The following is a 26,303-nucleotide window of genomic DNA, read 5'->3' on the forward strand; positions in this document are numbered from 1 at the left end:
CGGACGATGGACGCCACCCGCCACGCCTCCGGTGCCGGCCCGGGACGGGACCCCCGACCGCAGCGGTCCCCGAAGAACCCGGCGACGGCCTGGCTGCTCTGGATGTTCCTGGGGGTCTTCGGCGCGCACCGCTACTACCTCGGCGACTGGAGGATGGCGGTGCCCATGACCCTCACGCTGGGGCTGCTCGGCGTCTGGTCCCTCGCCGACGGCATCGTCCTGGGCCGCCGGCTGCACCGGATCGACACCGGCCGGCACTGAGGTCGCCCCGTCGCGCTCAGGCCTGCCACGCGGGCCGACCGCCGGCACGGCGGGCGAGCTCCGCCGCGCGGCGGTGCGGCAGCGCGTCCCACAGGGAACCCGCGGCCATGCCCACGAACCACAGGCAGGGGAACCACCACCGCCCGCCGCCCAGGTGCAGGTAGCAGGACGCGACGAGGACGAGGGTCAGCGCGATGTTGAGGAACATCAGCGTCATCTGGTGCGGCACAGCGGCCCCCTTCACTGTTCGACGGCATGCCCTCCGCATCGTGGCACGGCGCACCTCTTCCCGTCTGACCCCTCTTGGGTGGGCAACCCCCGGCTTCGGTGGGCAACTCCCCGGCTTCGGTGGGCAGCCTCCCGGCCTCGGTGGTCAACTCTCCGGCACGGGCGGGCAACTCTCCGGCGGGCAACCCGGGTTCACCGCGCGGGCCGCCTACAGTGGGAATCCCGCCCCCCAGCGAAGCAGAGGCACCCCATGAGCACGAAGGCCGTCGTCACCAGTCTGTTCCTCGCGTCCGGTCTCGCCCTGACCGGCTGCGCCGGCGACCCCCCGGCCCGGGAGGACACCCCCGCCGCCCAGACCTCGCCCTCCCCCACGGGCACGACCCCGGGAACGACGCCGGAGCCGACCCCCGAGCCGACACAGGAACCTGCCGAGGAGCCGGCCGGCGAGCCCGCCGGCGAGGCTGACGAGGACTCCCCGTCGCAGCCCGAGGCCGCACCCGGGGAACCCGTTCCCGCCGATGCGTGGTCCGCGTTCACCGCGACGCCCGAGGGACAGCCGTACGCCGGGACCGTGTCCGGGATCGAGCAGCAGGAGGCCCAGGGCGGCGGTGTCGTGCACCGGCTCACAGCGGACACGAACGACCGTGCCGTGGCCGTCGAGCTCTGTCGGGCCTACCAGTCCTCGATGAGCACCGGCCAGGACCGGATCGACGTCGTCGACACCGTCGGCCAGCTCCTGGCCTTCGCCGCGGGCGGCCCCGGCAGCTGCCAGGTCCAGGTGAACACGGACGTGGGGGCGGTCCCCTTCCCGGAGAAGTTCAGCTACGAGGAAGCCCTGGCCGCGTGGCGGAGCGGGGTGCCCTACTACGACGCCTTCTGCATCAACTACGACCCGGTGACGGAGGCGGGCCTCGCACAGTGCACGGGCATCGAGAACGGGACCGTGGACAGCGTGACCGGGGAGTACATCGGCGGATGACCAGCGCGCACGGGTCGCCGGGGTGTCGACGGCGCCCCGTGCGCGGCGTACCCTGCACGGTATGGGGGACACCGTGCAACGGGCGGTCTTCAGGACCCGTGACCCGGCCCGGGCCCTGACCAAGCTGGACGAGGTCTACGCCCTGCGGGACGTGCAGTGGATCACGGGCGGGGACCTCTCCATGTCCCTCTCCTCGACCGCCGCAGGGCCGGTGCACTACGGGCGTCTGCGGCTGGGCGGCTCCTCCGTCCTGGGCACCACCGAGTGCGCCGGGGTGCTGCGGATCGCGCATGTGCTGGACGGCGTGCTGAGCAGCACCAGCGGCCCCGACCGCTTCCCCCGCCGGGGCCCGTTCCTGTTCCCCCAGCCCCCGTGCGCCAGCTACTGGGCCGACCTCGATCTCCTCAGCGTCTCCGTGGACGGGGCCGCGGTGGTGGAGCTGGCCAGGCAGCTGCTGGGGGCGGACTCCTTCCGTCTGCAGTTCACCGGTACCCGTCCCGTGAGCCCGGTCATGGCCCGGTACTGGTCGAACACCGTGGGCCACCTCCAGCGTGATCTGCTGCCCAACACCCAGGTGATGAGCAGTCCCCTCGTCCGGGGCGAGATGACCCGATCCCTGATCATCGCGCTGCTGCACACCTTCCCGAACACCTTCCTCCAGGGTCCCCCGGTGCCCGATGTTCCCGCCCCCCGCCCGGCGGCGCTGCGCCGGGCCGTCTCCTTCATCGACGCCAACCTGAGCGAGGACATCGGGCTGCCGGAGATCGCCGCAGCCGCGGGGCTGAGTCCCCGCGGGGTGCAGGCGGTGTTCCGGCGCGAGATGGACACCACGCCGATCGCCTACCTGCGCTCGGCCCGGCTCGAGGCCGTCCACCGCGATCTGCTGGCAGCCGACCCCACCACCGGGACGACGGTGGAGGCCGTCGCCGCACGGTGGGGCTTTGCCCACCGCGGACGGTTCGCCGCCGCCTACCGGGCCGGCTTCGGGCAGGCCCCGTCCACCACCCTGCACACATGACAACGTCCTGCCGGAGCCCGGGGAGGAACGACATGACGGACCCGCTGCCCATCCGCCTGCGCGTGGCGACGACCGATCCCGAGGTCGCCAACGACAGACTCCGACAGACCTACGCGGGGGCAGAGATCCGCACGACCCGCGACGACCCCGCGTTCGCCTACCGCCAGGACGTGGACGGGGACGACGAGCTGACCCTGGGGCGATTCCACTTCGGGGGCCGTGGACGGGTGAACCTCGTCCTGGAGGACACGCTCACGGTGGTCCGGCGCCGCACCGGCATCCACCGCTGGGAGGTCGACGGCCGTCGCGGCACCGGCCTGATGGTCTTCCAGCCGCACGAGGGCTACCGGGCCGAGCTGGAGTTGCTGGAGGTCGACGCGCTGAACCTGCACCTGTCCGCCCTGCGGAACACCGCCCGCACCGTCCACGGCGATCAGCGGCTCGAGGTCGCCTTCGACCATCCCCGGCCCGTGTCGCCCGCGCACGCGAAGTACTGGGCGGACACCTACGAGTTCGTCCACGGGTCCCTCACCGACCCCGCAGTCGCCGCCGTTCCCCTGCTGCGGGCGGACCTGCTGCGCCGGATCTCGGTGGCCACGCTCGAGACGTTCAGCCTCTCCGGGGACCCGATGACCCGGCGGAGCTCGGTCGCCGCCCGGCAGACCGCCCACCGGCGGGCCGTGGAGTTCATGCACGCGTCCCTGTCGCTGCCGATCACGATCGAGGACGTCGCCCGCCACGTGGGCCTGAGCACGGTCGAGCTCACCCGGGTGTTCCAGTCCCGGACGGGAATGACCCCTGCGGAGCACCTGCGCGGTCTGCGGCTGGCGGCCGCCCACCGGGACCTGGTGCGTGGTGCCCCGGCCGATGGTGTGACCGTGCGGGCGATCGCCCTGCGCTGGGGCTTCCCGCACGCCGGGGACTTCGCCCGCCGCCACCGGCACGTCTACGGTGAGAACCCGGCGCGCACCCTGCACGGATAGGCCGGGGGCGTGTCCGGCGGCGCCCGGGACGGCCGGCTGCTCAAGCGGCGGGAGCCGGTGGAGGACCGCGCCGGGCATCCATCACCTGCGCGTGGGCCATCTCCATCCGGCCGTAGACCACCAGTGTCGTGCCGAGGACCGGTCCGAGCACCAGCGCCGGGGCCGGTCCGAGGAGAACCAGCCACGCCAAGGTGCCGGCCCAGGCGACGATCCCGCCGGCCCACCCCAGGAAGAGCCCGGCCTGGGCCTGGGTCCCGTAGTCGTAGGGCGCCGGCAGCGGCACCGGGTCGCCGTGCGCCTCCAGCCGGGCGTGCTTGACCCGGGTGCGCTGGACCGCGATGAAGCACCCGCCCAGGGCCAGCAGCCCGAGCACGGCGTTGGAGAACCCGTAGCCGCCGACGGACACCAGCCAGTCCAGGGCGCCGCGGGCGATCTCGTCCCCGACGACGCTCCACAGCAGCCAGGCGCCGATCCACCACCACCACGTCCGGTCCTGCCGCGTCGCACCGGGTTGCGCTCGTCCGCCCTCCGTGCCCACGAGCACCCCCTCGGCCGCTGTCCGTGGGCCCAGCGTAGCGAGAGCGATCGGCTCGCGTCTGTCCGCGAACCTGGCGGTCGCGGGCCGGCGCCTCAGACCCCGCAGCAGGTCCCGTCGACGCCGACCGCCTCCGCGGGCCGGTGCCTCAGGTCCCGCAGTAGGTCGTGTAGGCGCCGAAGTCGTCCGGCGGGCCGGCGGCGTAGCGCTCCAGGCCGGGGCGCTCATCGTAGGGGGCGGTCACTGCTTCCAGGAGTCGTCCCAGCGGGTCGAGGTCGCCGCCGACAGCGGAGGCGAGGGCCTCCTCGACGAGATGGTTGCGGGGGATGTGGACAGGATTGACGCGGTCCATCACCTCCGGATCCGGGCCCACAGCACGCCAGCGCTCGGCCCAGGCGTCGAACGCCGGCAGGTCGAGGACCAGGTCCCGCGCGGCGTGCGCGCCGGTGCGGGCGGTCCCGCCCAGGGCCCGGAAGAACGTGGTCCAGTCGACGTGGTTCTGCTGGAGCAGCACGAGCAGGTCGTCGACCAGGGCCGAGGCGACGCCGTCGTCGAGGTCCCCGGGCAGGCCGAGCTTCGACCGCATCCCCGCGGACCAGGCCTCGCTGTACTGCGGCGGGAACGCCTCGAGCGCTGTTTCTGCCAGCGACACCGCCCGGTCCTGGTCCTCGTGCAGCAGCGGCAGCAGGGCCTCGGCGAACCGGGCAAGGTTCCACTGCGCGGCGACCGGCTGGTTCCGGTAGGCGTAGCGCCCACCGTGGTCGATCGAGCTGAAGACCGCGGCAGGGTCGAAGGCGTCCAGGAACGCGCACGGCCCGTAGTCGATCGTCTCGCCCGAGATGGTCATGTTGTCGGTGTTCATCACCCCGTGCACGAAGCCCAGGAGCATCCACTGCGCCACGAGCGAGGCCTGCGCTGCGACGACCGCTTCGAACAGCGCGAGATACGGGTGCTCGGCACCGGCGGCGTCGGGGTAGTGGCGGCTGACGGCGTGGTCGGCGAGCCGGCGCAGGAGGTCCGGGTCGCCCGTCGCGCGCGCGTACTGGAAGCTGCCGACGCGCAGGTGGCTGCTCGCCACCCGGGCCAGCACGGCCCCCGGCAGCAGGGTCTCGCGGCGGACCTGCCGCCCCGTGGCCACCACGGCGAGGGACCGGGTCGTGGGGACGCCCAGGGCGTGCATCGCCTCGCTCAGGATGTACTCGCGCAGCATGGGGCCGACCGCCGCGAGACCGTCACCGCCACGCGCGAAAGGCGTCCGCCCGGAGCCCTTGAGGTGCAGATCCCGTCGGCGGCCCCCGGCGTCCACGACCTCGCCCAGCAGCAGGGCGCGCCCGTCGCCCAGGCGCGGGGAGAACGAGCCGAACTGGTGCCCTGAGTAGGCCTGCGCCACCGGAGTCGCCCCGGGGGGCACGAGGTTGCCTACCAGCAGGCGAGCGCCCTCCGCGCTCCGGAGCCAGTCGGGGTCCAGCCCCAGCTCGGCGGCGAGGGCGTCGTTGACGACCAGCAGTCGGGGGTCGGGGACGTCCTCGGCCCGCCAGGGCACGGACAGCTCCCCCAGCTCCTGGGCGAAGCGGCTCTCGAGGACAAAGGTGGACGGGGGTGTGATGCTCACACCGCCCACGGTACCCGGAATGTCCCGTGCCGCCGAGGGTTCGGCGGGATCAGTGGTGCTCGGCGGCCCGCAGCACGGCCACCAGGAAGTCGCTGTCCTCCCGGAAGGGGCGCAGGTCCCAGGTGGACAGCAGCAGGTCGGGCACGAGCCCGGCCTGCTCGGCGTCCTGCAGGAACTCCGGGAACGGGTAGCCGCGGCCGGCGCCGAAGCCCACGGCCGCCCGCCCGTCGGCGGTCAGGTGGCGGCGGAAGCGGCGCAGCACCTCGATGCGCGTGCTGGGGGCCAGGAAGGCCATCACGTTGCCGGCGCAGACCACGGCGTCGAAGGGCTCCGCGACGCCCCGGGCGGGCAGGTCCAGCTCCGCCAGGTCCCCCACGAACCACCGGGGACCGGGGTGGTCCTCCTGCGCGGCGGCGACCAGGGTGGGGTCGACGTCGACCCCGACCACGGTGTGCCCGCTACGGTGCAGGTGGCCGCCCAGCCGGCCGGGCCCGCAGCCGGCATCGAGGATCCGTGACCGGGGCGGGACCATGGCCTCGACCAGCCGTGCCTCCCCCACGATGTCCTCACCGGCGGCCGCCAGGGCCCGGAACCGCTCGACGTACCCCGACGAGTGCCCGGGATCCGCCCGCACCTTCTGCATCCACACGCTCTGTTCGACCACCCCGTCAGGATACCGCCTACCGGCTGACGCCCGGGCGGTCGCCGGAGGAGTGGGGGCGCGTCATGGCGCCGGCCGGTCGCTGCGCGGCGGGTGGGGTGCTGGTCAGTCGTCGTCCTCGACGAGCTCGCCCTCCCACGCCTCCCGGCCTTCATGGATCGCGAAGGCAGCGATGACGAACCCGGCGACCGGATCCACCCAGGCCGCTCCGGTGAGAGCGTGGACGACCAGCCCCAGCAGCGTGGAGACGGAGAGCAGGACGCAGATCCTGGTCTCCGCGGCGTCGGCCAGGATGAGGTTGTCACCGAGCTCGGCGCCGACCTTCTTCTTGGCCGCGGCCAGGACCGGCATGACGATCAGGGACAGCACCAGGACGACGACGCTCACCGGCGACCGCTCGTGCGTCTCGGCCTCGAGCAGCGAGCGGACGCCCTCGTAGGTGACATAGGCGGCGAGGAGGAAGAAGGTCACGGCCACCAGGCGCAGGGCCATCTTCTCCTTGTGCTCGTCCGTCCCGCCGTGGCGCAGGCGTGCGGACAGGCGCAGCGCGACCAGGACCCCGGCGATGGACTCGATGCCGGAGTCGATGCCGAACCCGACCACCGAGACGAGGCCGGCGGCCAGTCCGGCGGTGATCGCGACCGCGCCCTCGACGACGTTGTAGCCGACGGTGAACTGGGCCAGTCGCAGGCCCTTGCGCGTCAGGCGTTCGGTCTCCCTGGGCGTCAGGGTCCCCGGAGTGCTCACCGGCCCGCCTCGGCGGGGATGCCATAGCTGGGAGGGCAGGAGGCGGGGCGGATGTGGAATCGGGATCCTGTGGCCGGCGGCACGGTCCCGGCCGAGGCCGGCGCCGCCATCCGATCCAGCCGCGACAAGGCGCCGGAGGTCTGCTGCCCCTCCGCGTGGTCGTCATGTCCTGCCTGCATTTCCAACCTATAGCGCACCGGGGGACTTGTGGCAAGACTCCCTGCGCGCCGCAGAATGCTCGGACCGGGGTTGGGACCGGGACCTGCGGACGGAGGGACAGCAGATGAACGAGCATGCGGTGGTGGTGGTCGGTGGCGGGCCGACAGGACTGATGCTGGCCGGAGAGCTGGGGCTCGCGGGGGTCGACGTCGTCGTCCTCGAGCGGCGGGCCGGCCAGGAACTCGTCGGGTCGCGCGCCGGTGGGCTGCACTCGCGGACCATCGAGGTCCTCGACCAGCGCGGCATCGCCGACCGGTTCCTCGCGCAGGGAACGACCGCCCAGGTCGCCGGGTTCGCCGGTGTCCCTCTGGACATCAGCGATTTCCCCACCCGCCATCCCTACGGTCTCGCGCTGTGGCAGAACCACATCGAGCGGCTCCTGGCCGACCGGGTCCGCGAGCTGGGGGTGCCGGTCCGCTACAAGCACGACGTGACGGGTCTGGCGCAGAACAGTACCGGCGTCGACGTCGAGCTGTCCGACGGCCGGCGGCTGCGGGCGCAGTACCTCGTGGGGTGCGACGGGGGACGAAGCCGGATCCGCAAGGCGGCAGGCATCGAGTTCCCCGGGTGGGACCCGACGACGAGCAGTCTGCTCGCCGAGGTGGAGCTGACCGAGGAGCCGGAGTGGGGCCTCCACCAGGACGCGGTCGGCAAGCACGCCTTCCGCCGGCCCGAGAACGGAGGACCGGTGGGGGTCATGGTGACCGAGCGCCGCCTCAGGACCGGCCGCGAGCCCACCCTGCGCGATCTCCGCGAGGCGCTCCTCGACGTGTACGGGACGGACTACGGGCTCCACAGCCCCACCTGGATCACACGGTTCACGGACATGACCCGGCAGGCGGCGTCCTACCGGGCCGGACGGGTCCTGCTGGCCGGCGACGCTGCGCACGTGCACGCCCCGGACGGCGGCCAAGGTCTCAACACCGGTGTGCAGGACGCGGTGAACCTGGGGTGGAAGCTGGCCCAGGTCGTCGAGGGGACCTCGGCGGAGAGCCTCCTGGACAGCTACCACGCCGAGCGTCATCCGGTGGCCGCCCGCGTGCTGCGCCGCACGATGGCCCAGGTCGCCCTGCGGCGCCCCGACGACCGTGTCCGGGCCGTGGGCGAGACGGTCGCCGAGCTCCTGAGCATGGCCGAGCCACGCCGGCGGTACGCCGGGATGATGTCCGGCCTGGACATCCACTACGACCTCGGAGCGGGACACCCGCTGCTCGGGCGGCGCATGCCCGATCTCGACCTCCGCACGGCCGACGGCCCGGCGCGGGTCCACGCCCTCCTGCACGGCGCACGGCCGGTGCTGCTCGACCTCGGCACACCCGGCGGCGTCGACATCGGGCCCTGGGCCGACCGCGTGCGGCTGGTCACCGCTGCGCACCGCGGCAGCTGGGAGCTCCCGGTGCTCGGGACGGTCCCCGCGCCCACCGCTGTGCTGGTCCGGCCGGACGGGCACACGGCCTGGGTGGGCGAACAGAGCACGTCAGGACTCGAACTCGCCCTGACCACGTGGTGCGGTCCGCCCACCGGGGCCCGTCCCGTCAGCGGAGATCGAACCGGTCTAGCTCCATGACCTTGACCCATGCGGCCACGAAGTCGCGCACGAACTTCTCCCCGGCGTCATCGGCTGCGTAGACCTCGGAGATCGCCCGCAGCTGGGAGTGCGAGCCGAAGACGAGGTCGGCCGCGGTGGCCGTCCACCTGAGCTCGCCCGTGGCGAGGTCGCGGATCTCGAAGATGTCCTCCCCGGACCCGGAGGCCCTCCACTCCGTGCCGGCGGCGAGAAGGTTGACGAAGAAGTCGTTGCTCAGCGCTTCCTTCCGGTCGGTGAGGACGCCGTGCTCCGACTGCCCGTGGTTCGCCCCCAGGCTCCGCATGCCCCCGATCAGGACCGTCATCTCCGGTGCGGTGAGGTTGAGCATGTAGGCGCGGTCGAGCAGCAGCGTCTCGGGCGAGAGCCGCACGTCGGACTTCACGAAGTTCCGGAAGCCGTCGGCCTGCGGCTCGAGCACGGCGAAGGATTCGGCGTCGGTCTGCTCCTGCGTGGCGTCCGTGCGCCCCGGCCGGAAGGGGACCTGGATCGGGTGCCCCGCCTTCCGGGCCGCCTCCTCGACGGCCGCGCACCCGCCGAGGACGATGAGGTCTGCAAGCGAGATCCTCGTGCCGTCGGATCGGGAGCTGTTGAAGTCCTGCTGGACCTGCTCGAGGACGCTCAGCACCTCGGACAGCTGCTCCGGCTCGTTCACCTCCCAGTGGCGTTGCGGCTCGAGGCGGATGCGGGCGCCGTTGGCCCCGCCCCGGTTGTCGGTGCCCCGGAAGCTGGCCGCGGAGGCCCACGCGGTGGAGACCAGTTGCGCCACGGTCGGTCCCGAGCCGAGAAGGGTCTCCTTCAGGGCGGCGACGTCGTCCTCGCCGACCAGGTCGTGGTCGACCGCCGGGACCGGGTCCTGCCACAGCTGCGGCTCCGGGACCCACGGCCCCAGGAAACGCGTGACCGGGCCCATGTCGCGGTGCAGGAGTTTGTACCACGCCTTGGCGAACGCCTCGGCGAACTCGTCCGGGTGCTCGTGGAACCGTCGCGAGATCTTCTCGTACTCCGGGTCGACCCGGAGCGCGAGGTCGGTCGTCAGCATCGTCGGCCGGTGCTTCTTCTCCGGGTCGAAGGCGTCCGGCACGGTCTCGGCCGCTTCCTTGGCGATCCACTGGTGGGCCCCGGCAGGACTTTCGATCAGCTCCCACTCGTGACCGAACAAGTTGCCGAAGAAGCCGTTGCCCCACCGCGTCGGGGTGCTGGTCCAGGTCACCTCCAGACCGCTGGTGATCGCGTCCGGCCCCTTGCCCGTCCCGTAGGTGCTTCTCCAGCCCAGGCCCTGCGCCGTGACGGGGCAGGCCTCGGGCTCGGGACCCACGTGGTCGGCGGGCCCGGCCCCGTGGGTCTTGCCGAAGGTGTGCCCGCCGGCGATCAGCGCGACCGTCTCCTCGTCGTTCATCGCCATGCGACGGAACGTCTCGCGGATGTCCCGGGCGGACGCGAGCGGGTCGGGATTGCCGTTCGGGCCCTCGGGGTTGACATAGATCAGGCCCATCTGCACCGCGGCCAGCTCGCCGGAGAGCTCGCGGTCGCCGGCGTAGCGCTCGTCACCGAGCCAGGTGTCCTCCGGGCCCCAGAACATCTCCTCGGGTTCCCAGACGTCCTCGCGCCCGAAGCCGAAGCCGAAGGTCCTGAAGCCCATCGACTCGAGCGCGACGTTCCCGGCGAGCACCAGCAGATCGGCCCACGAGATCTTCCGGCCGTACTTCTGCTTGACCGGCCACAGCAGACGCCGTGCCTTGTCCAGGTTGGCGTTGTCCGGCCAGCTGTTGAGCGGGGCGAACCGCTGGGCGCCATCCCCGGCACCCCCGCGGCCGTCCGCGATCCGGTAGGTGCCGGCCGAGTGCCAGCTCATCCGGATGAACAGCCCTCCGTAGTGCCCGAAGTCGGCGGGCCACCAGTCCTGCGAGGTGGTCATGAGCTCGACGAGGTCGCGCTTGAGCTCCTCGACGTCGAGCGTCGCGAACTCGCTCGCGTAGTCGAAGTCGGGACCCAGTGGGTCGGTCGTGGCAGAGTGCTTCCGCAGGACGCCCAGATCCAACTGGTTGGGCCACCAGTCCTGGACGGTCCGCGGCCGGCTGGTCTTGGGAGTGGGTGCGTCGATCGCCGGGTTCTCGCTCTCGCTGCCGTGCACGGGAGCATCAGGGGACGGGGACATGGGTCTTCCTTCCAGGGTCGTGGTGACGGTCCGCGGCTGGTCCCGCACAGGGAGCGTCGTCCCCGGTGGGTGCTCCGGGCCCGTTGACGGGCGGCGCGAGCCCGCAGGTTGCACTCGGGCAGGAGCCGGCGACGGCCGGCGACAGGAGGACGTCGTCCACCGCCGGGGGTGGGACGTCGAGGAGAGCACGACGGGCGCCGCGGATGATCGAGGACGGGCCGCCGCGCAGATGCGCGGACACGGCATGCGGGGCCGCCGGCCGAGTCTGGTCGACCCGCTGGGCGGCACTCCGGAAGAGCTGCTGGAGATCCAGCCGTGCGTCCACCTCTCACAGTCTTGTGACTGCTCCGGAGCCCGTCAAGGCTCCACGGGCTCCGGAGACCACCCCGTGCTGGTGCACCTCACGACGGCTCCGCTCAGCATCCCCGCCACGGCGTCCGGGGTCGGCGGGAACGCGATGCCCGTCCGAACGCCCTTCAGGCTCGCCCGGAGGACGAGGGTGCGGTGATGCCGTTCCCCGCGTCCTCCGCCGCCGCCCGCGCGTACGACGCCGAGATCCGGCGGTAGACCGGGGTCAGGAAGGCCAGCAGCGCGGCCGCGATCATGACGACGCCGGCCACCAGGAACACCAGGGCGATGCCGCGCGAAGTGCCTTCGCCCAGCAGCGGGGCCAGCTGGGCGCTGCCCTCCGCCGATCGCGCGTACGGGATGATCCAGAACTGGGCGATCGGTGCGATGAGGAACGCGGTGATCGGCGCCGCCGCGGACTCGAAGGCCATGGCGAAGCCGAAGACCCGGCCCTGCCGCTCGAGCGGCACGACCCGCTGGATGACCGTCTGTTCGGCCGCCTCCACGAAGGGGACGAGCACCAGGTAGAGCCAGATGCCGAGGGCGTACAGCCAGGCCCACTCCCGCACGGTGAACACCGCGCCGAGCACGCCCATGGCGGTCACGGCGAGCAGCATGGTGCGCAGGGGATTGGCGCCGAGTCCGAACTTGCCGATCAGCGCCCCGCCCACGATGAACCCGGTGGCGCCCAGCGCGAAGACCGTTCCCCAGATCTCCACGGGGAACATCTCCAGGCCGTAGGGATCCATCAGTGCCATGTAGACGCCGCCGATGAAGTTGTTGAACGTCGAGAACAGGATCAGCGCGAACAGCCCGGACACGGCCAGAACGGCGGCGAAGGCCCCCCGCAGGTCGAAGCTGCCGTGGGCGTCCGTGGCCGCGGCGCGCACCTCCTCGGGCATGCGCAGCGTCAACAGGTGCACGAAGGCCACGGCCGTGAGCGCCACGGCCACCACGACCGTCCAGCCCATGCCCAGCAGGCCGATCGACAGCCCGGAGAGCACCGAGGTGATGATGAACATCAGGCCCTGCACCATGCCCACCAGTCCGTTGGCGTTGGCACGCCGGTCCGGCTCGATGAGGATCGTGACCGTGGTGGACAGGGCGATGTTGCGCATGTTCTCCACCATGGCCCCGATCAGGACGACCAGGGCGAAGACCCAGATCCAGGGTTGGGTCAGGTCCGCCATCGAGGCCGCCGGGGCGAGGAGGAACAGCACTCCGGCCAAGACGAACATCACCAGGGTGAAGGCTGCGGCGAAGCGCATCACAGCGAGCTTGCGGTAGCGGTCCACGAAGGTGCCGAAGCTGATGCTGGAGAGCGCGATCAGCAGCATGTAGGCGCCGCCGACCACACCGGTGGCGATCACGTTGCGCGTCTCCAGGTACACCCAGAACGTCAGGGCGAACCACAGGTAGCTGGTCGTGATGTTGGCGAGCGCGGTGTTCACCAGGATCCCTGCGAAGGTGCGGGATCGCTGCGCCGGACTGCGCACGGTGGTGTCGACGGCACCGGGATCGATCAGCCCCGGCGCCTCGTCGTCGTCGATGGGAGCGGACGTGACGGCCGTGTCCGCGGGAAGTGCCGCACGGCCGACGGAAGCGGCGGCGGCCCGGGTCGGGCCCGGTTCCATCTCGTTCATGCGGCCCAGCGTAGTGACGGGCGCGGACACGGTAGCGGCCCCGAGCAGGCAGCGGAGCTCTCCCGTGATCGGACCGGGCACCTGCACACCGGGGCGCTGAGGAGCAGGGCCCCGGCGTCGCGGGCCGGCCGGTACGCGGCCCGCTCGTCCGGGTGGTGTCCGCACCCGTTCCTGCTCCCCTGAGCAGGTCTGAGGTGCCGGTTAGCAGGTCGGAGGTGCCGGAGAGAATGGGACCATGACGGCGACGGCGCAGTGGTGGACCGGAACCCCGGTGGCCGGTGAGGGGCTTGCGGCGGGACCTGTGCTGCCGGAGACGGCTGTGCCCGGAGCGCAGGGCGAGTCGGTACGGGCCGCCGCCGCCGGGCTCGTGGACGCCGCCGCCGCGGAGGCGCGGGCCGTGGGCGCACAGATGCGGTGCATCCACCGGCTGTGGCTGGCGGCACAGGCGGCCCGCACGGCCGCCCGATTCGAGGCGATGGCGCAGGCCGAGGCCGAGATGGCCGCCAGCGGGTTCGTCCGTCCGGACCCGCTGAGCCCGTTGGCCGAGGCGGAGCACCAGCTGGTCGTGGACGTGGCGGCCGAGGTGGGGCCGGCGCTGCGGCTTCCACCGGGCACGGCGCGGAGACGGGTGGAGGACGCCGTTCTGCTGGCCGAGATGCTGCCGGAGGTCCTGGCCGCGCTGGAGGACGGCCGGATCGGTGCGGCCCAGGCCACGGTGATGGTGGAGCAGTGGCGTGAACTCGTCGAGCACGCACCGTCCTGGACCTCCTGGCAGTGCGTCCCGCCGCCCGTCGAGGCAGTCTGCCGGCTGATCACCGAGTTCCTGGAACGAGCGCCGCACGCCACGGCCGCCCAGCTGCGGGCCACGGCCCGCGCCCGGCGGGCCGTGCTCGTGGCAGACACCGAGGAGCGCAGCCGGCGCACCGCCCGGAAGAACCATGCGGTGTGGGTGGAGCCGGCCGCCGACGGGATGGCCCATCTGCACGCGCTGCTGGACGCGCACGTGGCCGTCGCCGTGCACAGCAGGTTGGAGGACCTGGGCGCGCTGCTGGGCGAGGACGTGCCCGTACCCGGCCGCCCCGGGCTGCTCCGGGTACCGCACTCGGAGGGTCCGGAGGGCGCGGGGAACGCCGAGCCGCGCTCGGCCGGAGAGCTGCGTGCCGATGTGCTGGCAGACCTGCTGCTGGACGGTGTCCTGCCGGACGAGCCGGGCTTCCCGCGCGGGGTCCGGGCACGGGTGAGCGTGATGGTGCCGGTCACGCTGCTGACCGGAGGAGGTGCCGGGGTGGACGCGTGCGGCGTCCCGACGCTGTCCGGATTCGGGCCGATCAGTTCGGAGGTGGCCCGCCAGCTGGCCGCCGGCGCCGGGGTCTGGCACCGGGTGCTGACCCACCCCGTGACGGGGGTGGTCCTCGACCACGACCGCACCGTCTACGCCGTGCCCCGGGACCTGCGTCGCCTGGTCGAGCTGCGCGACGGTACCTGCCGCTTCCCGGGATGCCGTCGCCGGGCGGAGAGATGCGATCTTGACCACACGGTGGCGTGGGCCGACGGCGGACCGACGGCCGAGCGGAACCTGGCCGCACTGTGTCGGCAGCATCACCGGATCAAGCACCGCGACGGGCACCTCGGCCGCTGGTCGGTGCGGCGGATCGTCGCCGACCCTGACGACGCGACGATCGGAAGCCTGTCCGAGCCCGTCGCGGTGCTCGAGTGGACCTCACCGGGTGGGCTCGTGCACCGGCCCGTGCCCGAGCACGCTGGTGGCCGGTGCACCGTCGTTGACCGCCGGGGCACGCCGATCTCCGCGCGAAGGTCCGGCGGCCCTCCCCCCCGGGAGTTCGGCCGACGACTCCCCGCCCGACGATCCCCCGCCCTTCTGAGGTCGGAGAAGCCGCGTTCCGTGCTGCCGGAGCATCAGGTGCCTCGCCCCCACGGGTGCGCGGTCGCCGCCGCCGGGGTCGGCCGTGCGGCACGCGCGGGAAGGGCGACCTGGACGTCCCCCGCTCACCGAATTCCGTCGACGGTCCGGGTCCTCCCCGGGCTCTTCCCCGACGAGCACCGGAAAAGGATGCCCGCCCCCCCGGTCCGCCGGCGGTGCAGGGAACAGCTCGGCGACCGACCGGGATGGACACCTCCATCGGCAACGGGGTCGCGCCGGGGCGCACGGAGCGTCGTACCTCGTCGGCCTGCACGTGCCGTCATCCCCTTCCGGGGGATTGACCCCCGAATCCGGGCGCGAAAGGATGGGGCACCGCGGATGTCACAGGAGCACGCCGGAGGAGCACACCATGGGAATCGTCCAGGTCGATCTCTTCCTCACCCTTGACGGCGTCTACCAGGCTCCCGGCGGGCCCGACGAGGACCGTGCGGGGGGCTTCGAGTTCGGCGGCTGGCAGGGGGCGTACTTCGACGCCGAATCGGGCGAGTCGATCGGCGGCGGTCTCCAGCGTCTCGATGCGCTGCTGCTCGGCCGCAGGACGTACGACATCTTCGCCGGCTACTGGCCGGACCGCGGCGGCGCCGACCCGATCGCCGTGAAGCTCAACGCGGTCCCGAAGTTCGTGGCGTCGCGCACGCTGACCGACCCGTCGTGGGAGGGGACCACGGTACTGACGGATGTCGCGACCGAGGTGCGAGCGCTCAAGGACCGGTTCGACGAGGTCCACGTCATCGGCAGCGGAGACCTCGTGAGGTCCCTGCTGGAGGAGGACCTCGTCGATCGGTTGAACCTCTTCCTCTATCCGCTGATCCTGGGCTCGGGCAAGCGGGTCTTCGGGGACGGCACCGTCCCGGCTGCCTTCAACTTGGTGCAACCGCCGAGGGCGTTCCCGAAGGGGGCGATCTCGCTCGTCTACGAGCGGGCCGGCGCCCCGGTCACCGGCATCGACATCTCGCGGCCGGCGCAGTAGGCGAACCCGTGCCGCACCGACCTCCGTCCGGAGGGACCCACGGTCGGACCGCGATCCCGAGCTCTCGGGGACGACGGCGGCCAGGCCCACCTCGGGAAGGGTGCGTTCCCAGTCCAGTTGTCAGGAAGTGCGCTGAGGCAGGGCGCACGATTCCGGACGTCCCGCAATCGCTGGGAAGGGCAGATTCTTCGTTCTGGTTGCCGGCGTCCACCCACAGGCCTGACCGTTTCTGACGTCCCCGGCCACTTCTGCTTCCATAGCGCTCCTGTGACTGGATGGGGGGCTGCTTGTACCTTCCAGGAGCCCCTCCGCTGGAGCGCCACCATGTCCTCTGGAGCGCGACCATGGAACGAGCGCAACCCGTTCTTGACCTACTGTTCAACCCCGTCGTCGCTGTTGCTCGGCGCCGGTCCTGCGAGAAGCCCCTGGCCACGGAGCGGCTGACTCCGGCTCGGGTGCGGCGCGGGTTTCGACAGCTGCATGCGGAGACCGGTCAGCCGGCCAGCGCCCGGGGCCCTCCCGTCCGGGACCAGGGCGTCCACCCGGAGTGAAGGACGAGCACCGAGACGCCCACGACGACGTCGGAAAAGTCCCAGAAGGGACGGCGCCGGCGCAGGCGCCGAGGTGCGGGTGCCGCGGATCGGGAATCGCACCTCGGCGCCGGCCTGCGGCCCACCCCTTGTCAGGCGCGGTTGCCCAGCTCGACGATGTGCGCGGGGAGACGCTCATTGCTGCCGTACATGAAGTGGTTCTCCATCCGCTCGGAGAACCGGCTTGCTTCGGTCACACGCCCCACGGCTTCGGCAACCTCACGAACGTGCATCGGAGAGGCCCCGCAGCACACGCCCAGGTAGCGGACACCGAGCTCGAGAGCCTCTTCCGCGAAACTCCTGATCTCGTACCGGTTGGTGGCGAGCGGATCCAACGCCGTCGGGAACGCCCGGTTGTGCGGAGAGGCCACCCGTGCCCGCGGGTCGCTGAGGTTGAAGAAAGTCGGCTCGCTGTCCGTCGTCCGATACGGCACCGGAAGCGCGGCGACGTGGCACGAGACCGCCGCACGGATCTGCCTCACCCACGGCATCATGGTCTCCGGACCCCGGAAGCAGTTCATGCCCACGACATCGGCTCCGGCCTGCTCGAGCCGCTGCGCGGTCTCCACCACCCCGATACCGTCCGCCATCTCCTCGAAGGCCATCGGAGCAAGGGTGATGACGACGGGCAGCCCCGACTTCTGTGCCACGTCGAGGGCCGCGAGCGCTTCGCCGGCGTAGTAGAAGGTCTCCCCGACGATGAGGTCGGCTCCCTCGTCGACCGCCCACCCCACCATCTCCTCGAACATCCCCCGCACCGTGGCCTGGCTCTCCGGGTCGGACGGATCCCAAATGTTGGTGTTCGAGATGTTTCCCGCCATCAAGTCGCCGGGACGGGCGTCGGCAACCTCTCGGGCGATCTGCAGGGCGGACCGATTGAGCGGTTCGAGCAGATCCTCCTTGCCGATGACCCGCATCTTCTCACGGTGTCCGTTGTAGGTGAACGCCTCGACGATGTCCGATCCGGCGCGCTGGAAGTCCACATGCAGCGCGCGCAGAGCTTCCGGATGCTCCAGCGCGACCTCGGGAACGAACTCGCCTGCGCTGAGGTATCCCCTCCGCTCCAGTTCGAACAGGAAGCCCTCGGCGCAGATGACAGGACCTGCTGCCAGACGGTCGGTCAGGGTGGGTACAGCGGCCATGCGGCCTCCTCGGATCTCGACTCAAGTGGGACTGGACGCTCCCGTACCGGCCTCGCCCGGCCCCGGAGTCGTGCAGTTAAGAGGCGAACATACGCACCTGCCCGGGCTGTGGGCTCCCCACTGTCTTCCGCCGTCACATTTCGCCACGGGCCGTCATTTCGCAGGCCCCGGAAAGGTCCCAGCCTGTGGCTGTGGGCGTGCCACGCCGGTATCCCGTGATTGCTTCGTGGTGTCTTCCACTCCGGTGAACGATGGAGGCTACCGCGCGGACAGGTGACGTCGAACGGTGACGGAGCCGGACCGGCGCGGCTCGGGGCGCGGCCGGAGCAAAAGGTTGCGGCGCTTCAGGACCAAGCGGACATCCGAGGATCGCCGCGCGGTTGCACGTGATCGACGCCGTAGTGGAGACGGGATCCCATGATGGGGCGCGGACTGCCGTGGACCCGCTCTGGCTCGAAACGGTCAGGCGCAAGCTTCGGGACCTGCTGCTGTTGCTCGAGAAGCGAAAGTGCGATCCCGTGGACACGAATTTCGAAGACGTGCGCGGCGAACTCGCCGAGATCGATCTCAAGGGCGTGAACCAGACGACCTCCGATGTGTCCTACTACCGAGAGCGAGTGGCGCTCCATCTGCGGGGACACCTCGACCACATCGCCATGCAAAGGCTGCGCCACGGACGGGCGCTCACGACGCTCGACCTCGCTGCATCCGAGAAGATGCTCAGGGAAAGCGATGCGGGGTCCCGGGAGGACCTGGAACGCGCCAGCGCGGGCGATGTCACCGGCTACATCCGATCGCTGGGGGGTCTGGGCCCGCAAGCTGCACCGGAGGCGTTCACCGAGCTCATCTCCGGGAGCACATTGAACACGCGCCGGCTGAAGTTGCTGAACATGCTCATCTGCCAGCTCACCCCGGGCGGCCGTACGGGCACTGGGGCGCTCCACCAGCCTCCCTACACGGAACTCGCACCCCACGGTCCCGAGGACCTTTTCTCCGAGGACACGGTCAAACAAATTCTTGCCGTCCTCGATCGATCCGGGGGGCGCAGATCTCCCTGCATCAGGGGCGCTACGGGGGAAACCGCGTCACTCGCACAATCAGTCACCCGACAGTCGGACACGACTACAAAGGCGAGCCTCTGCCAGAAAATCTTGGTCCTGCGTCGCACTTCATCTCTTTAGATCCACTGGGATCCCTGCGGAGCTTTCTGAGTTGATCCTCATCCGAGTCATTGCACAGATCACGGGGAGGCCGCTCGATCAGGGCGTTCTCGGGAAGGACTTCAATCCCTCACGGCCCTGCGGGCTTCCTCTCACTGCGTGGGAACTCCACTCATCACCAACAAAAATGGCTCGCCCGGTCCAGTAAGACCGAGCGAGCCTCGGACACCAGAAGGCGAGTTCTACATGTCCACTACAAACACTACCCCACCGCTGTCCACCCGGACATGCCATGGCACCAGCTCAAGGAGCGAGCCGCCACCTGGTGAACCCGCGCCGCCGGCGTCACACTCGCGCCGCACGCAAGGGGCTCGCAATCGTGGGCCGTCTCGGCCCTCGTGGAGCCGTGCATTTCCCCACTGCTGCAACGATCTTCGAGAAGAAGAATCCCAGACGCATCGGCTATAATTCCGCCGTCCGCACCCACAAAGAAGGGTCTGGGATGGACGAGCTGAACGCCCCGCGGTACCGGGTGCCGTTATGGCTACGGGGCGTAGAAGGCAGGATTGCGACCTTCGAGGTGCCACCGGAGTTCGCAGAGCACATTGCCTCGGCTACGCCGGCGAAGAACGCATGGACCCGGGATTTCAACACCGGTCTCGTCGGCGGGGTCCGCATCGACCGATCCACAGCGCCGCCGACGGTTATCAGCTACCTCACCCGGCCCCTGAAACAAATAGACGTTGCCGGCGAAGGATGGGTGGCGCTGCTTCGGCGCGACACACGACCCCGGCCCAAGCGGCCCTACCAGTTGATCTCCGTCACCCGCAGCATCGGTCAGGGCAAGGTCAAGAGCTCGGACAGCAAACCGGCTCCGGTTCCGGTGCATGTTGCCCCGCCCATGGCCCTGGACGACCGGCTCTGAGGTTCTAGCGACATGGGGGCACGACCCGGTGGTGTGGAGCGGCAACAGGTCCTTCCAGGGGCTGTCGACGACGTCGTACCAGTGAAGTACCACCACGCGAACGGACAACGACAGATCAGTTCGTGAGACCTGGTCCTGGGTGGGGCTGACCGTCGCATGCGAGTTGACGAACCACGTTCCGGTGAGGCGTCCCTCGTATCGTGGTAGTAGACCAAGTGGGAGGCCGCCCGACCGCGCCGCCGCAGGCCGGCGTCACCTCTCCACTTTCGTGACCCATCGCCTCGAGCGCGCGCCCCCGCCCATCCTTGGGCAAGCCCGCTCGCGCTCCTGACGCTCGGCCGTGGGAGTCTATAATCCCGGCAGGTGGAGGGAGACGGCGATGCCCAGCGAGGAGGTCTTCGTACCCTACGGCCCCACTCATTGGGCTGCTCTCGGCGTCTGTGTCCTCGGTGCTGTGGTCGTGGTGATCCTGGGCCGCCGTCTACGGGGTTCCGAGGCCGAGGTGATCTTCTCTCGGGCTTTCGCCTCGGTGCTGGTCACGTATACGGTGGCGATGCTCGTCTACCGGTGGCTGCCGGGCAATTTTGACGTCCACATCTCTCTGCCGGTCCACCTCTCGGACCTTGCGTGGATGGTCGCTGTCATCGCCCTGTGGACACGGGTCCGCTGGGCGATGGCGCTCACCTACTACTGGGGACTGACCCTCAATCCGCAGGCCATCCTCACCCCGGCACTCGACTCGCCGGACTTCCCCCACATCGACTTCATCGACCTCTGGGTCCAGCACATCCTTGTGCTCTGGGCAGCTCTGTACCTGATGTGGGGACGCGGCGGCCGCGTTGACTGGCGCAGCTACCGCCTGGCCCTGGTCGTGACTGTCACGTGGGCGGTAGCAGTTTTCGGCCTCAACAGCTGGCTGGGGACCAATTACGGCTTCCTCAACGGCAAGCCGAACAACCCCTCGATCCTCGACCTGTTCGGGCCCTGGCCGTGGTACTTGCTGGTGGAGTTCCTCATCGTCACTGGGGCCTGGGCGCTCATCACCTGGCCGTGGACGAACCGGCGGCCGAGCACAGCCGAGACCCGAGTTGATGCCACAGGCTGAGGCTGCGCGACAACAGGGCATCGGATCCGGAACCGCCGGGGCAGCGGCGAGCGGACTGCCCCTCGGGGTCGGTCCGGTGCAACGGCAAGCAGCTTCTCACCTGTGGCGAGGGGCGCAAGCTGCTCGCCACAGGTGGAGTCACGCCGGAGATCGTCCCAGTGCCCTGCGCGTCACTCCCACCACGGGGCACGCAATGGTTCAGTTCCTGCTCAACGGCTCTTCTGCGCAACTACACGCTCCCGGGGAACAGGTCACCGAACCACCGGGATCGGACAGGGCTGAGCAGGTCAGGTGATTCGCGGTGTCACTACCGCTGAGCAATTCTCAGGTCAGGCGTCTGATCTGCTCACATAGGGCCCACTTTGCCCAGATGAGTCGGGATCCAACATCTGGAGGAGCGGCTCGGTCCCGGAGATGCCGACGAAATGACCTTGAGCGCGGACGGGCGGAACAAACCGCAGAGAACGGTACGGCACGGTCCGCGGAAGGCTTTACTCCGGGAGCCGTGCCATATGCACAATGCTGATACACGCTACTCGGCAGTCACTGACAGATCAGTCGACCACTGACAAATCCAATGACGCATTGGCATCTGTCTTGAAAAACCGGCAATCAACTTGATGTGAGATTCCATTCGGCCCGACCGCCGATTCGAGGCCGACCTCCAGGCCCCCGAGCCCGCGGAAGCGCTGGAATCATGAACCGCGACGCCATGAGAAAAAGGACGGGATCCGTCCGGGCACTGCTTCCCGCCGGCAGGACGGCGACGTACGGCTCACTGGCGTGTTCTTGTGTCCGAGCGCTGGCCTCGTGGCCACGGGCGAGGACACACTGGCCAGCGCTGGAACTGCGCCGTTCGTGCTACTTTGCCGATTGATCGGTAGTGAACCAGTCCCGGGGAGATTTCTTCACCTCAGGCAGGGAACGGGGCGCCTCAGGTTGGGCAACCCAGTCGACTCCGTTGGCCAGGACTCTCTGTACCTGCGGCTGGTGATACACAGGATATTCTTGATCACCTGGACTGAAGTAGAAAATCCTGCCCTTACCCCGCGAAAAGGTTACTCCCGACCGAAATACTTCGCCGCCCTCGAAGGAACTGATGAAAATGAGGTCATCGGGCTCCGGGATGTCAAACAGCTCCCCATACATCTCCTGTTGCGGAATGATGATGGGGCTCTCCACGCCAGCCGCCACGGGATGGGATGGCTTCACCGTCCACACGAGTTCCCGTTCGCCGTCGTTACGCCAGTTGAGCGAGCAGCTCGTGCCCAGGAGCTTGGTGAAAATTTTGGCGCGGTGCCCCGAGTGGAGAACGACAAGCCCCATGCCGGAAAGGACATGCCGGTGAACGCGTCGGACAACTTCGTCGCTGACATCTTCATGTGCCTTGTGTCCCCACCACAGAAGCACATCAGTCGTGGCGAGCCGCTCCTCGCTGAGGCCATGTTCCTCCTCGGCGAGGGTCGCCGTCGTGACCTCCGATGCCGGAAAGAAACTCTTGAGCGAGTTCGCGAGGGCACCGTGAATGCCATCGGGATACATCTCTGCCATGGTCGTCGGCTGGTTCTGCGCTTCGTGGACCCCCTCGTTCCATACGAGAATGCCCAGTTTCTTATCGAACATCGTTAGGTCCTCACTTCGGTCGGCTCAAAGGCAATTTTGTAGCAGGCGTCGATCACCCGGGCCCGCCCCAGGGCAAGGGATCCGTCATGGTCCCTCCACACCGACTCCATGCCGAGGACAGCCTTGATGTGGTCGACGGCCACCGCTCGATGCGTCAGCCCGTGCCTCGCTACATGGGTGAAATCTACGTCCTTTGAAGTGATCCCTGTCAGGCGGACGCCTCTTGCTGTGTCATGAGCTGCTGCTCGTAGTCGGTGAAGCTGAGGTTACCCAGCCAGGATTGGCGGCGGCGAGGGTTGTAGGAGCCTTCGAGGTAGGAGGGGACTGCCGCACGGATGGGTGACGTTGTCACCCATCCGTGCGGCAGTCCCCATTCACTTTAAAGAACTGCACGGCAAGGCCCCGGAGAGTCCTTCTCCGGGGCCTTGCCGTGTGCATGGCGTTGACATGCACTACTGGTCAGTCACTGACAGATTGGTCGATCACTGACAACCCGATTGAGATCTCACACTCGCTGGCGCGTTGTGGCCAACTAGCCCGGCACCTCACACCGGTGTGAGGTGCCGGGCTAGCTGGCCGATGTGGCCATCCTGAAGCCCGAGGATCTAGGCATTTTCCTCGCATCGAGCATATGCTCGCCAGCCCGACTTAGTTAGCCAATTCCGACCTCCTCGACGCCGTGCAGTTCCCCCGGTGCGGTGTCCCACGCCCCGCCAGCGCCCCCGTTGCGCGCAACCCTCAATGACGCCGAAGTTCGAGATGCGCCTTGATCATTACCGTATCTCGTGGGTGCGCTTGGACCGCGACGTGTCGACCGCCAGCCAGTCGGCCAGGCGTTGTTGCTCGTCATCGGAAGGAGAAAATCCCGCCAGGACCGCCTGTTCGAGCACGCTGCTGAACACAGCGCGTCCGATGACGGGGGCATCAAGGGTCTGGTCCGCGCTGAGATCGGCGCCCCCGGTGCGGGCACCTCGAATAGCGTAGAGAAGTGCTCTCCGGGAGACCTCGACGCCCAATTCTCTGGCGCGATCCCTCGACCACTTTGAAGCCTCCGTCAAATTGAAGTCGAACTCACGGGCATACTCCGCAAGCACCTGGAACATGACGGGCCAGTGATCCTGCGGCAACCGGGGCATCTTCGCGACTTCGCAGAAGCGAGTGATTCCCGGCGGGAGCGGCGCCGACACTTCCAGTGGATCGCTCAGACCTGGCTGAACGGGTCCCGGCACCGGGTGCCTGGTCGAGTCCCAGAAGTGGTGCTGTGAGAAGTTAATATTCGGCAAGCCGATCCGTTCGACGGCCTTCCGGAACGTTCCACCTCCGAACCACCGGGTGCGAGTGACGACTTCTCCTAGGTCTGCGTGGATCCTGCTGGCGAGGCGGGCGCAATTGACGGGCACCTCGGAGGACTCGTAATCACTGCGCAACACCTCGCAGTACTCTTGCCATGCTTCCTCGTCGTTCGGTCGGTCCCCGACGGCGGTGTTCTCCGCGGCATCGTGTGACTCTGGGATCATCGCGCCTTGCTCAGCGGCGTCGGCTTCGGACTCGTACGCCGGGCTCATGAGGTCGAAAAGGTCCTGCTCATCCAGGTACAGGTCGGCCAGGGCTTCATATGCCACAGCGGTCGAGCCGGTGGCGATGATTGCAGTCCGACGATCATAGGCGCGCAACACCTGCAGCAACGGGGTGAAGTCGGCGTCGCTGGAGGCCAGCACGAACTCGTCGTAGCAGGTCTCATGCTGCAGGGCGGTCATCACGTCGATCACGATGCGGATGTCTGCTCCATTTTTTGCGCCCTTGGTGAGGCTAGGGCAGTCCACGACCTCTACGCCGGCTTGAGTGAAGAATGGCCGAAACTTCGAAAAGTACAGCCGCTCTCCGGGGTTCAGGGGGTGGGCGATGCTGCCAGAGGGGTTCATGTAGCAACGGAGGACCAGCCAGCGTCGGTCATTGACACCGCTGGCGGTGGTCAGCCGATTGATCCATGCGGACGGCCGTTCTGCTAGTTCCAGTGCTGCTTTGGGGTCGCTACTGAGCAATCCACTGAAGAAATTGTCGAAGTCTATGAACATGGCTGACTTGCGGTGGCCCATGGCGTCCTCGCGATTGAGTGGAATGCACTATGTGCATTAGCTAATCACTTCGAATAGCTTTCACACCCTTAGCTCGACCGCGCCGCGCGCAGATGCCCGGACTCAATGCCGGCCGGGCTTCCATCCGTTCGACTGCAGCGTGCCGCCACGCAGATAAGAGCGGACAGGCGATCGCCTATGACCCGTGTCTGTCGGTCTACTACGTCAAGAATCCCGGCGACGCTCCGGAGCGACTTCAGGAGTTCGCGCGCGAGGCAGTACGCGCGATTGAGGAGCGGACCGATCTGGACATCGTGTTTGAGGGCGTGGACGCTGACGCTACGTTCGAGGGTTTCAGGCGATACATGCCGGAGAATTACGGCGAACGGTGGTCGCCGGTGCTGGTGGAGCTTTCGAACCCCGAACGCTTTCCTCTTCTGAAGGGCAGGGACCTTGGTGGGGCGCCATCTCTGAAAGACACCCAGGGCCCGTACTACGTCACCGGTATCGCCACGTTCGACACCCCCAGTCACCTAGCGACGCGTTCGAGCAGAAAAACGGACCGCTGAGTGCAATCGCACCCGCCCCCGCGCCGCCCATCGACTAGGGGCGGCGTTGTGCAGGACCGGGAATCCGCAGATGGACAGCACACCGACTGTGACCTGCCAGCTCAGCGCGGCATAACGATCGAAGGATGATCTGAGCATGGGTCGGCTCTCTCCCGAGGCAGCGGCGCGACACTGTGCCTATGGGGTCGAGCCATAATGCAGCCGACCCCTCGTCGAGTTCCTTGTCGCGGTCCAGCTTCAGACGAGAACCGCTTCCCGAGGGTGACCGGTGAGCCCCAAGGTCGCGTCCTCGCCACGATTCCATCCGCCAGCCACGGCTCTGACAGCCTCCACGGCTCACCGGACCGAGACCGACGGCCCACCAGCAAGGGTCCACCATGAACACCACCTCACGGCGGGCTGCCGTGGCCGTCGCTGTCCTCGTCGCCGCCACCGCACCGACCGCGGCCGGCTCCCCAGCCGTCCCGCCGGCCCATGTGCCCTGGCCACCACCCAGCACGCACGGCCGGTTCCTCCCGTATCCGTACAACGTCAATACGAACGACACCTACCCGGCCTGCGGCTCGTACATCCACGTCAGCCCCGGCGATGTGTTCGACATTCAGTACCGCGCCCTGGTCAACGACATGGGCGAGACCGTGGTCGAGTACCGCGGCGACCTCACCCTCGATGTGAACCGGCTGGCCTCCGAGGGGGCCTTGGTCGAGGAGGCATATCTCGACGAGATCAGCGTGTCCGGGACGTGGTTCGAGATCTACGATCCCGACGGCCAGACAATAACCTACGACCGCCCCGGGCCTGCGATCGTGGCGGCCTCCGGCAGGGTGGAGGCTGAGGCGTTCGCTGAGGCGGGGCTGCCCGAAACCTTCCTCTACCTCTCCGGTGATCTGAAGGAGACGGCCTACTACGACCCCGCGCCCATAGAACTCGGCCAGGAGATTCCGCCGCCGATCACCGCCGAGATCACCGAGAACTCCACCGCCTACGTCTTCGACCTGTGCAAGATGCTTGATGAGGCACCCGAAGACCCGGAACCCGAGCCGTAGCCCGGGGCAGCGACCCCGCTGAACCTCTCCGACACCGTCCTCGCGCCGACCCCCGGCACAGGGGCGGTGTCGCGTTCTGCACGAGGTCCGCACATATGGGGTGTGCAGGGCCGCAGTGACCCCGGACGACCAGAAAGCCCTCGACAGAATATGGGAGCGTTTTTCTCCGGGGCCTTGTC

General features: G+C 69.2%; 22 protein-coding genes. 12 read left to right on the forward strand and 10 right to left on the reverse strand.

From position 1 onward, the window contains the following. Window positions 1-6: 6 nt before the first annotated feature. A complete protein-coding gene (locus ABD220_RS07285; RefSeq protein WP_344121155.1) occupies window positions 7-261 on the forward strand; it encodes a TM2 domain-containing protein in 255 nt (84 codons plus the stop codon). A 16-nt stretch (window positions 262-277) separates the two neighbouring features. Here the strand turns inward: ABD220_RS07285 and ABD220_RS07290 are convergent, their stop codons facing one another. Next, window positions 278-490, reverse strand: a complete 213-nt coding sequence (locus ABD220_RS07290; protein WP_344121157.1) for a hypothetical protein — start codon at window positions 488-490, stop codon at window positions 278-280. Between the two features lie 249 nt (window positions 491-739). Between ABD220_RS07290 and ABD220_RS07295 the strand changes: the two genes are divergently transcribed. From ABD220_RS07295 to ABD220_RS07305, 3 genes are all read left to right on the forward strand, one after another. Continuing rightward, the gene (locus ABD220_RS07295) at window positions 740-1,468 is read left to right on the forward strand and encodes a hypothetical protein (protein WP_344121159.1); all 729 of its coding nucleotides are present in this window, start codon (window positions 740-742) and stop codon (window positions 1,466-1,468) included. A 73-nt stretch (window positions 1,469-1,541) separates the two neighbouring features. Beyond that, window positions 1,542-2,486, forward strand: coding sequence for a helix-turn-helix domain-containing protein (locus tag ABD220_RS07300; RefSeq protein ID WP_344121161.1), 945 nt, complete (start codon window positions 1,542-1,544; stop codon window positions 2,484-2,486). 32 nt (window positions 2,487-2,518) lie between these two features. Continuing rightward, window positions 2,519-3,469, forward strand: coding sequence for a helix-turn-helix transcriptional regulator (locus ABD220_RS07305; protein WP_344121163.1), 951 nt, complete (start codon window positions 2,519-2,521; stop codon window positions 3,467-3,469). Between the two features lie 40 nt (window positions 3,470-3,509). Here ABD220_RS07305 and ABD220_RS07310 read toward each other — a convergent pair whose 3' ends face one another. From ABD220_RS07310 to ABD220_RS07325, 4 genes are all read right to left on the reverse strand, one after another. After that, window positions 3,510-4,007, reverse strand: a complete 498-nt coding sequence (locus ABD220_RS07310) for a hypothetical protein (RefSeq protein WP_344121165.1) — start codon at window positions 4,005-4,007, stop codon at window positions 3,510-3,512. 145 nt (window positions 4,008-4,152) lie between these two features. Continuing rightward, window positions 4,153-5,616: a protein adenylyltransferase SelO gene (locus ABD220_RS07315; RefSeq protein ID WP_344121167.1), complete on the reverse strand. Its 1,464-nt coding sequence runs from the start codon at window positions 5,614-5,616 to the stop codon at window positions 4,153-4,155. Between the two features lie 49 nt (window positions 5,617-5,665). After that, window positions 5,666-6,259 carry a class I SAM-dependent methyltransferase gene (locus ABD220_RS07320; protein ID WP_344121169.1) on the reverse strand — a complete coding sequence of 198 codons (594 nt, stop codon included), beginning with the start codon at window positions 6,257-6,259 and terminating at the stop codon, window positions 5,666-5,668. A gap of 123 nt (window positions 6,260-6,382) precedes the next feature. Next, entirely contained in the window at window positions 6,383-7,024 is a 642-nt protein-coding gene (locus ABD220_RS07325; protein WP_344121171.1) for a cation efflux transmembrane domain-containing protein, read from the reverse strand. 283 nt (window positions 7,025-7,307) lie between these two features. On the opposite strand from ABD220_RS07325, the gene ABD220_RS07330 reads away from it, so the two are divergent. Next, window positions 7,308-8,810, forward strand: a complete 1,503-nt coding sequence (locus tag ABD220_RS07330; protein WP_344121172.1) for an FAD-dependent monooxygenase — start codon at window positions 7,308-7,310, stop codon at window positions 8,808-8,810. Here ABD220_RS07330 and katG read toward each other — a convergent pair. Further along, window positions 8,779-10,986 (reverse strand): catalase/peroxidase HPI, encoded by a 2,208-nt coding sequence (gene katG, locus ABD220_RS07335; RefSeq protein ID WP_344121174.1) that lies wholly within the window; start codon window positions 10,984-10,986, stop codon window positions 8,779-8,781. The two genes, ABD220_RS07330 and katG, sit on opposite strands and share 32 nt — an antisense overlap. Before the next feature lie 476 nt (window positions 10,987-11,462). Next, window positions 11,463-12,977: an MFS transporter gene (locus tag ABD220_RS07340; protein ID WP_344121176.1), complete on the reverse strand. Its 1,515-nt coding sequence runs from the start codon at window positions 12,975-12,977 to the stop codon at window positions 11,463-11,465. Between the two features lie 235 nt (window positions 12,978-13,212). On the opposite strand from ABD220_RS07340, the gene ABD220_RS07345 reads away from it, so the two are divergent. After that, window positions 13,213-15,306 (forward strand): HNH endonuclease signature motif containing protein, encoded by a 2,094-nt coding sequence (locus ABD220_RS07345; RefSeq protein WP_344121178.1) that lies wholly within the window; start codon window positions 13,213-13,215, stop codon window positions 15,304-15,306. Continuing rightward, window positions 15,269-15,889, forward strand: a complete 621-nt coding sequence (locus ABD220_RS07350; RefSeq protein WP_344121180.1) for a dihydrofolate reductase family protein — start codon at window positions 15,269-15,271, stop codon at window positions 15,887-15,889. Before ABD220_RS07345 ends, ABD220_RS07350 begins: the two co-directional genes overlap by 38 nt. Before the next feature lie 682 nt (window positions 15,890-16,571). On the opposite strand, the gene ABD220_RS07355 is transcribed toward ABD220_RS07350, so the two are convergent. After that, the gene (locus tag ABD220_RS07355) at window positions 16,572-17,621 is read right to left on the reverse strand and encodes a homocysteine S-methyltransferase family protein (RefSeq protein WP_344121182.1); all 1,050 of its coding nucleotides are present in this window, start codon (window positions 17,619-17,621) and stop codon (window positions 16,572-16,574) included. 386 nt (window positions 17,622-18,007) lie between these two features. Here ABD220_RS07355 and ABD220_RS07360 point away from each other — a divergent pair, with 386 nt between their 5' ends. The 3 genes from ABD220_RS07360 to ABD220_RS07370 all read left to right on the forward strand — a co-directional run bounded on the left by ABD220_RS07360 (window position 18,008) and on the right by ABD220_RS07370 (window position 20,811). Continuing rightward, a complete protein-coding gene (locus ABD220_RS07360) occupies window positions 18,008-18,802 on the forward strand; it encodes a type I restriction-modification enzyme R subunit C-terminal domain-containing protein (protein WP_344121294.1) in 795 nt (264 codons plus the stop codon). 385 nt (window positions 18,803-19,187) lie between these two features. Beyond that, entirely contained in the window at window positions 19,188-19,706 is a 519-nt protein-coding gene (locus ABD220_RS07365; protein ID WP_344121184.1) for a hypothetical protein, read from the forward strand. 379 nt (window positions 19,707-20,085) lie between these two features. Beyond that, entirely contained in the window at window positions 20,086-20,811 is a 726-nt protein-coding gene (locus ABD220_RS07370; RefSeq protein WP_344121186.1) for a YwaF family protein, read from the forward strand. 861 nt (window positions 20,812-21,672) lie between these two features. Here the strand turns inward: ABD220_RS07370 and ABD220_RS07375 are convergent. Both ABD220_RS07375 and ABD220_RS07380 read right to left on the reverse strand, forming a co-directional pair. Then, window positions 21,673-22,434 (reverse strand): ThuA domain-containing protein, encoded by a 762-nt coding sequence (locus tag ABD220_RS07375; RefSeq protein WP_344121188.1) that lies wholly within the window; start codon window positions 22,432-22,434, stop codon window positions 21,673-21,675. A 773-nt stretch (window positions 22,435-23,207) separates the two neighbouring features. Continuing rightward, a complete protein-coding gene (locus ABD220_RS07380) occupies window positions 23,208-24,530 on the reverse strand; it encodes an NYN domain-containing protein (RefSeq protein WP_344121190.1) in 1,323 nt (440 codons plus the stop codon). A gap of 92 nt (window positions 24,531-24,622) precedes the next feature. On the opposite strand from ABD220_RS07380, the gene ABD220_RS07385 reads away from it, so the two are divergent. After that, complete coding sequence (locus ABD220_RS07385; protein WP_344121192.1) at window positions 24,623-25,078, forward strand: vWA domain-containing protein; 456 nt, start codon at window positions 24,623-24,625, stop codon at window positions 25,076-25,078. A gap of 377 nt (window positions 25,079-25,455) precedes the next feature. Next, the gene (locus tag ABD220_RS07390) at window positions 25,456-26,124 is read left to right on the forward strand and encodes a hypothetical protein (protein WP_344121194.1); all 669 of its coding nucleotides are present in this window, start codon (window positions 25,456-25,458) and stop codon (window positions 26,122-26,124) included. The last annotated feature ends 179 nt before the right edge of the window (window positions 26,125-26,303 follow it).

The sequence above is a fragment of the Kocuria aegyptia genome (assembly GCF_039530085.1).
Classification (GTDB): domain Bacteria; phylum Actinomycetota; class Actinomycetes; order Actinomycetales; family Micrococcaceae; genus Kocuria; species Kocuria aegyptia.

Bases quoted from the DNA above. Each gene is read 5' to 3' on its own strand.
- ABD220_RS07285 (WP_344121155.1), top strand. From the start codon at position 7: ATGGACGCCACCCGCCACGCCTCCGGTGCCGGCCCGGGACGGGACCCC.
- ABD220_RS07295 (WP_344121159.1), top strand. From the start codon at position 740: ATGAGCACGAAGGCCGTCGTCACCAGTCTGTTCCTCGCGTCCGGTCTC.
- ABD220_RS07305 (WP_344121163.1), top strand. From the start codon at position 2,519: ATGACGGACCCGCTGCCCATCCGCCTGCGCGTGGCGACGACCGATCCC.
- ABD220_RS07320 (WP_344121169.1), bottom strand. From the start codon at position 6,259: ATGCAGAAGGTGCGGGCGGATCCCGGGCACTCGTCGGGGTACGTCGAG.
- ABD220_RS07330 (WP_344121172.1), top strand. From the start codon at position 7,308: ATGAACGAGCATGCGGTGGTGGTGGTCGGTGGCGGGCCGACAGGACTG.
- katG (WP_344121174.1), bottom strand. From the start codon at position 10,986: ATGTCCCCGTCCCCTGATGCTCCCGTGCACGGCAGCGAGAGCGAGAAC.
- ABD220_RS07340 (WP_344121176.1), bottom strand. From the start codon at position 12,977: ATGAACGAGATGGAACCGGGCCCGACCCGGGCCGCCGCCGCTTCCGTC.
- ABD220_RS07345 (WP_344121178.1), top strand. From the start codon at position 13,213: ATGACGGCGACGGCGCAGTGGTGGACCGGAACCCCGGTGGCCGGTGAG.
- ABD220_RS07350 (WP_344121180.1), top strand. From the start codon at position 15,269: ATGGGAATCGTCCAGGTCGATCTCTTCCTCACCCTTGACGGCGTCTAC.
- ABD220_RS07355 (WP_344121182.1), bottom strand. From the start codon at position 17,621: ATGGCCGCTGTACCCACCCTGACCGACCGTCTGGCAGCAGGTCCTGTC.
- ABD220_RS07370 (WP_344121186.1), top strand. From the start codon at position 20,086: ATGCCCAGCGAGGAGGTCTTCGTACCCTACGGCCCCACTCATTGGGCT.
- ABD220_RS07375 (WP_344121188.1), bottom strand. From the start codon at position 22,434: ATGTTCGATAAGAAACTGGGCATTCTCGTATGGAACGAGGGGGTCCAC.
- ABD220_RS07380 (WP_344121190.1), bottom strand. From the start codon at position 24,530: ATGGGCCACCGCAAGTCAGCCATGTTCATAGACTTCGACAATTTCTTC.
- ABD220_RS07385 (WP_344121192.1), top strand. From the start codon at position 24,623: ATGCCCGGACTCAATGCCGGCCGGGCTTCCATCCGTTCGACTGCAGCG.
- ABD220_RS07390 (WP_344121194.1), top strand. From the start codon at position 25,456: ATGAACACCACCTCACGGCGGGCTGCCGTGGCCGTCGCTGTCCTCGTC.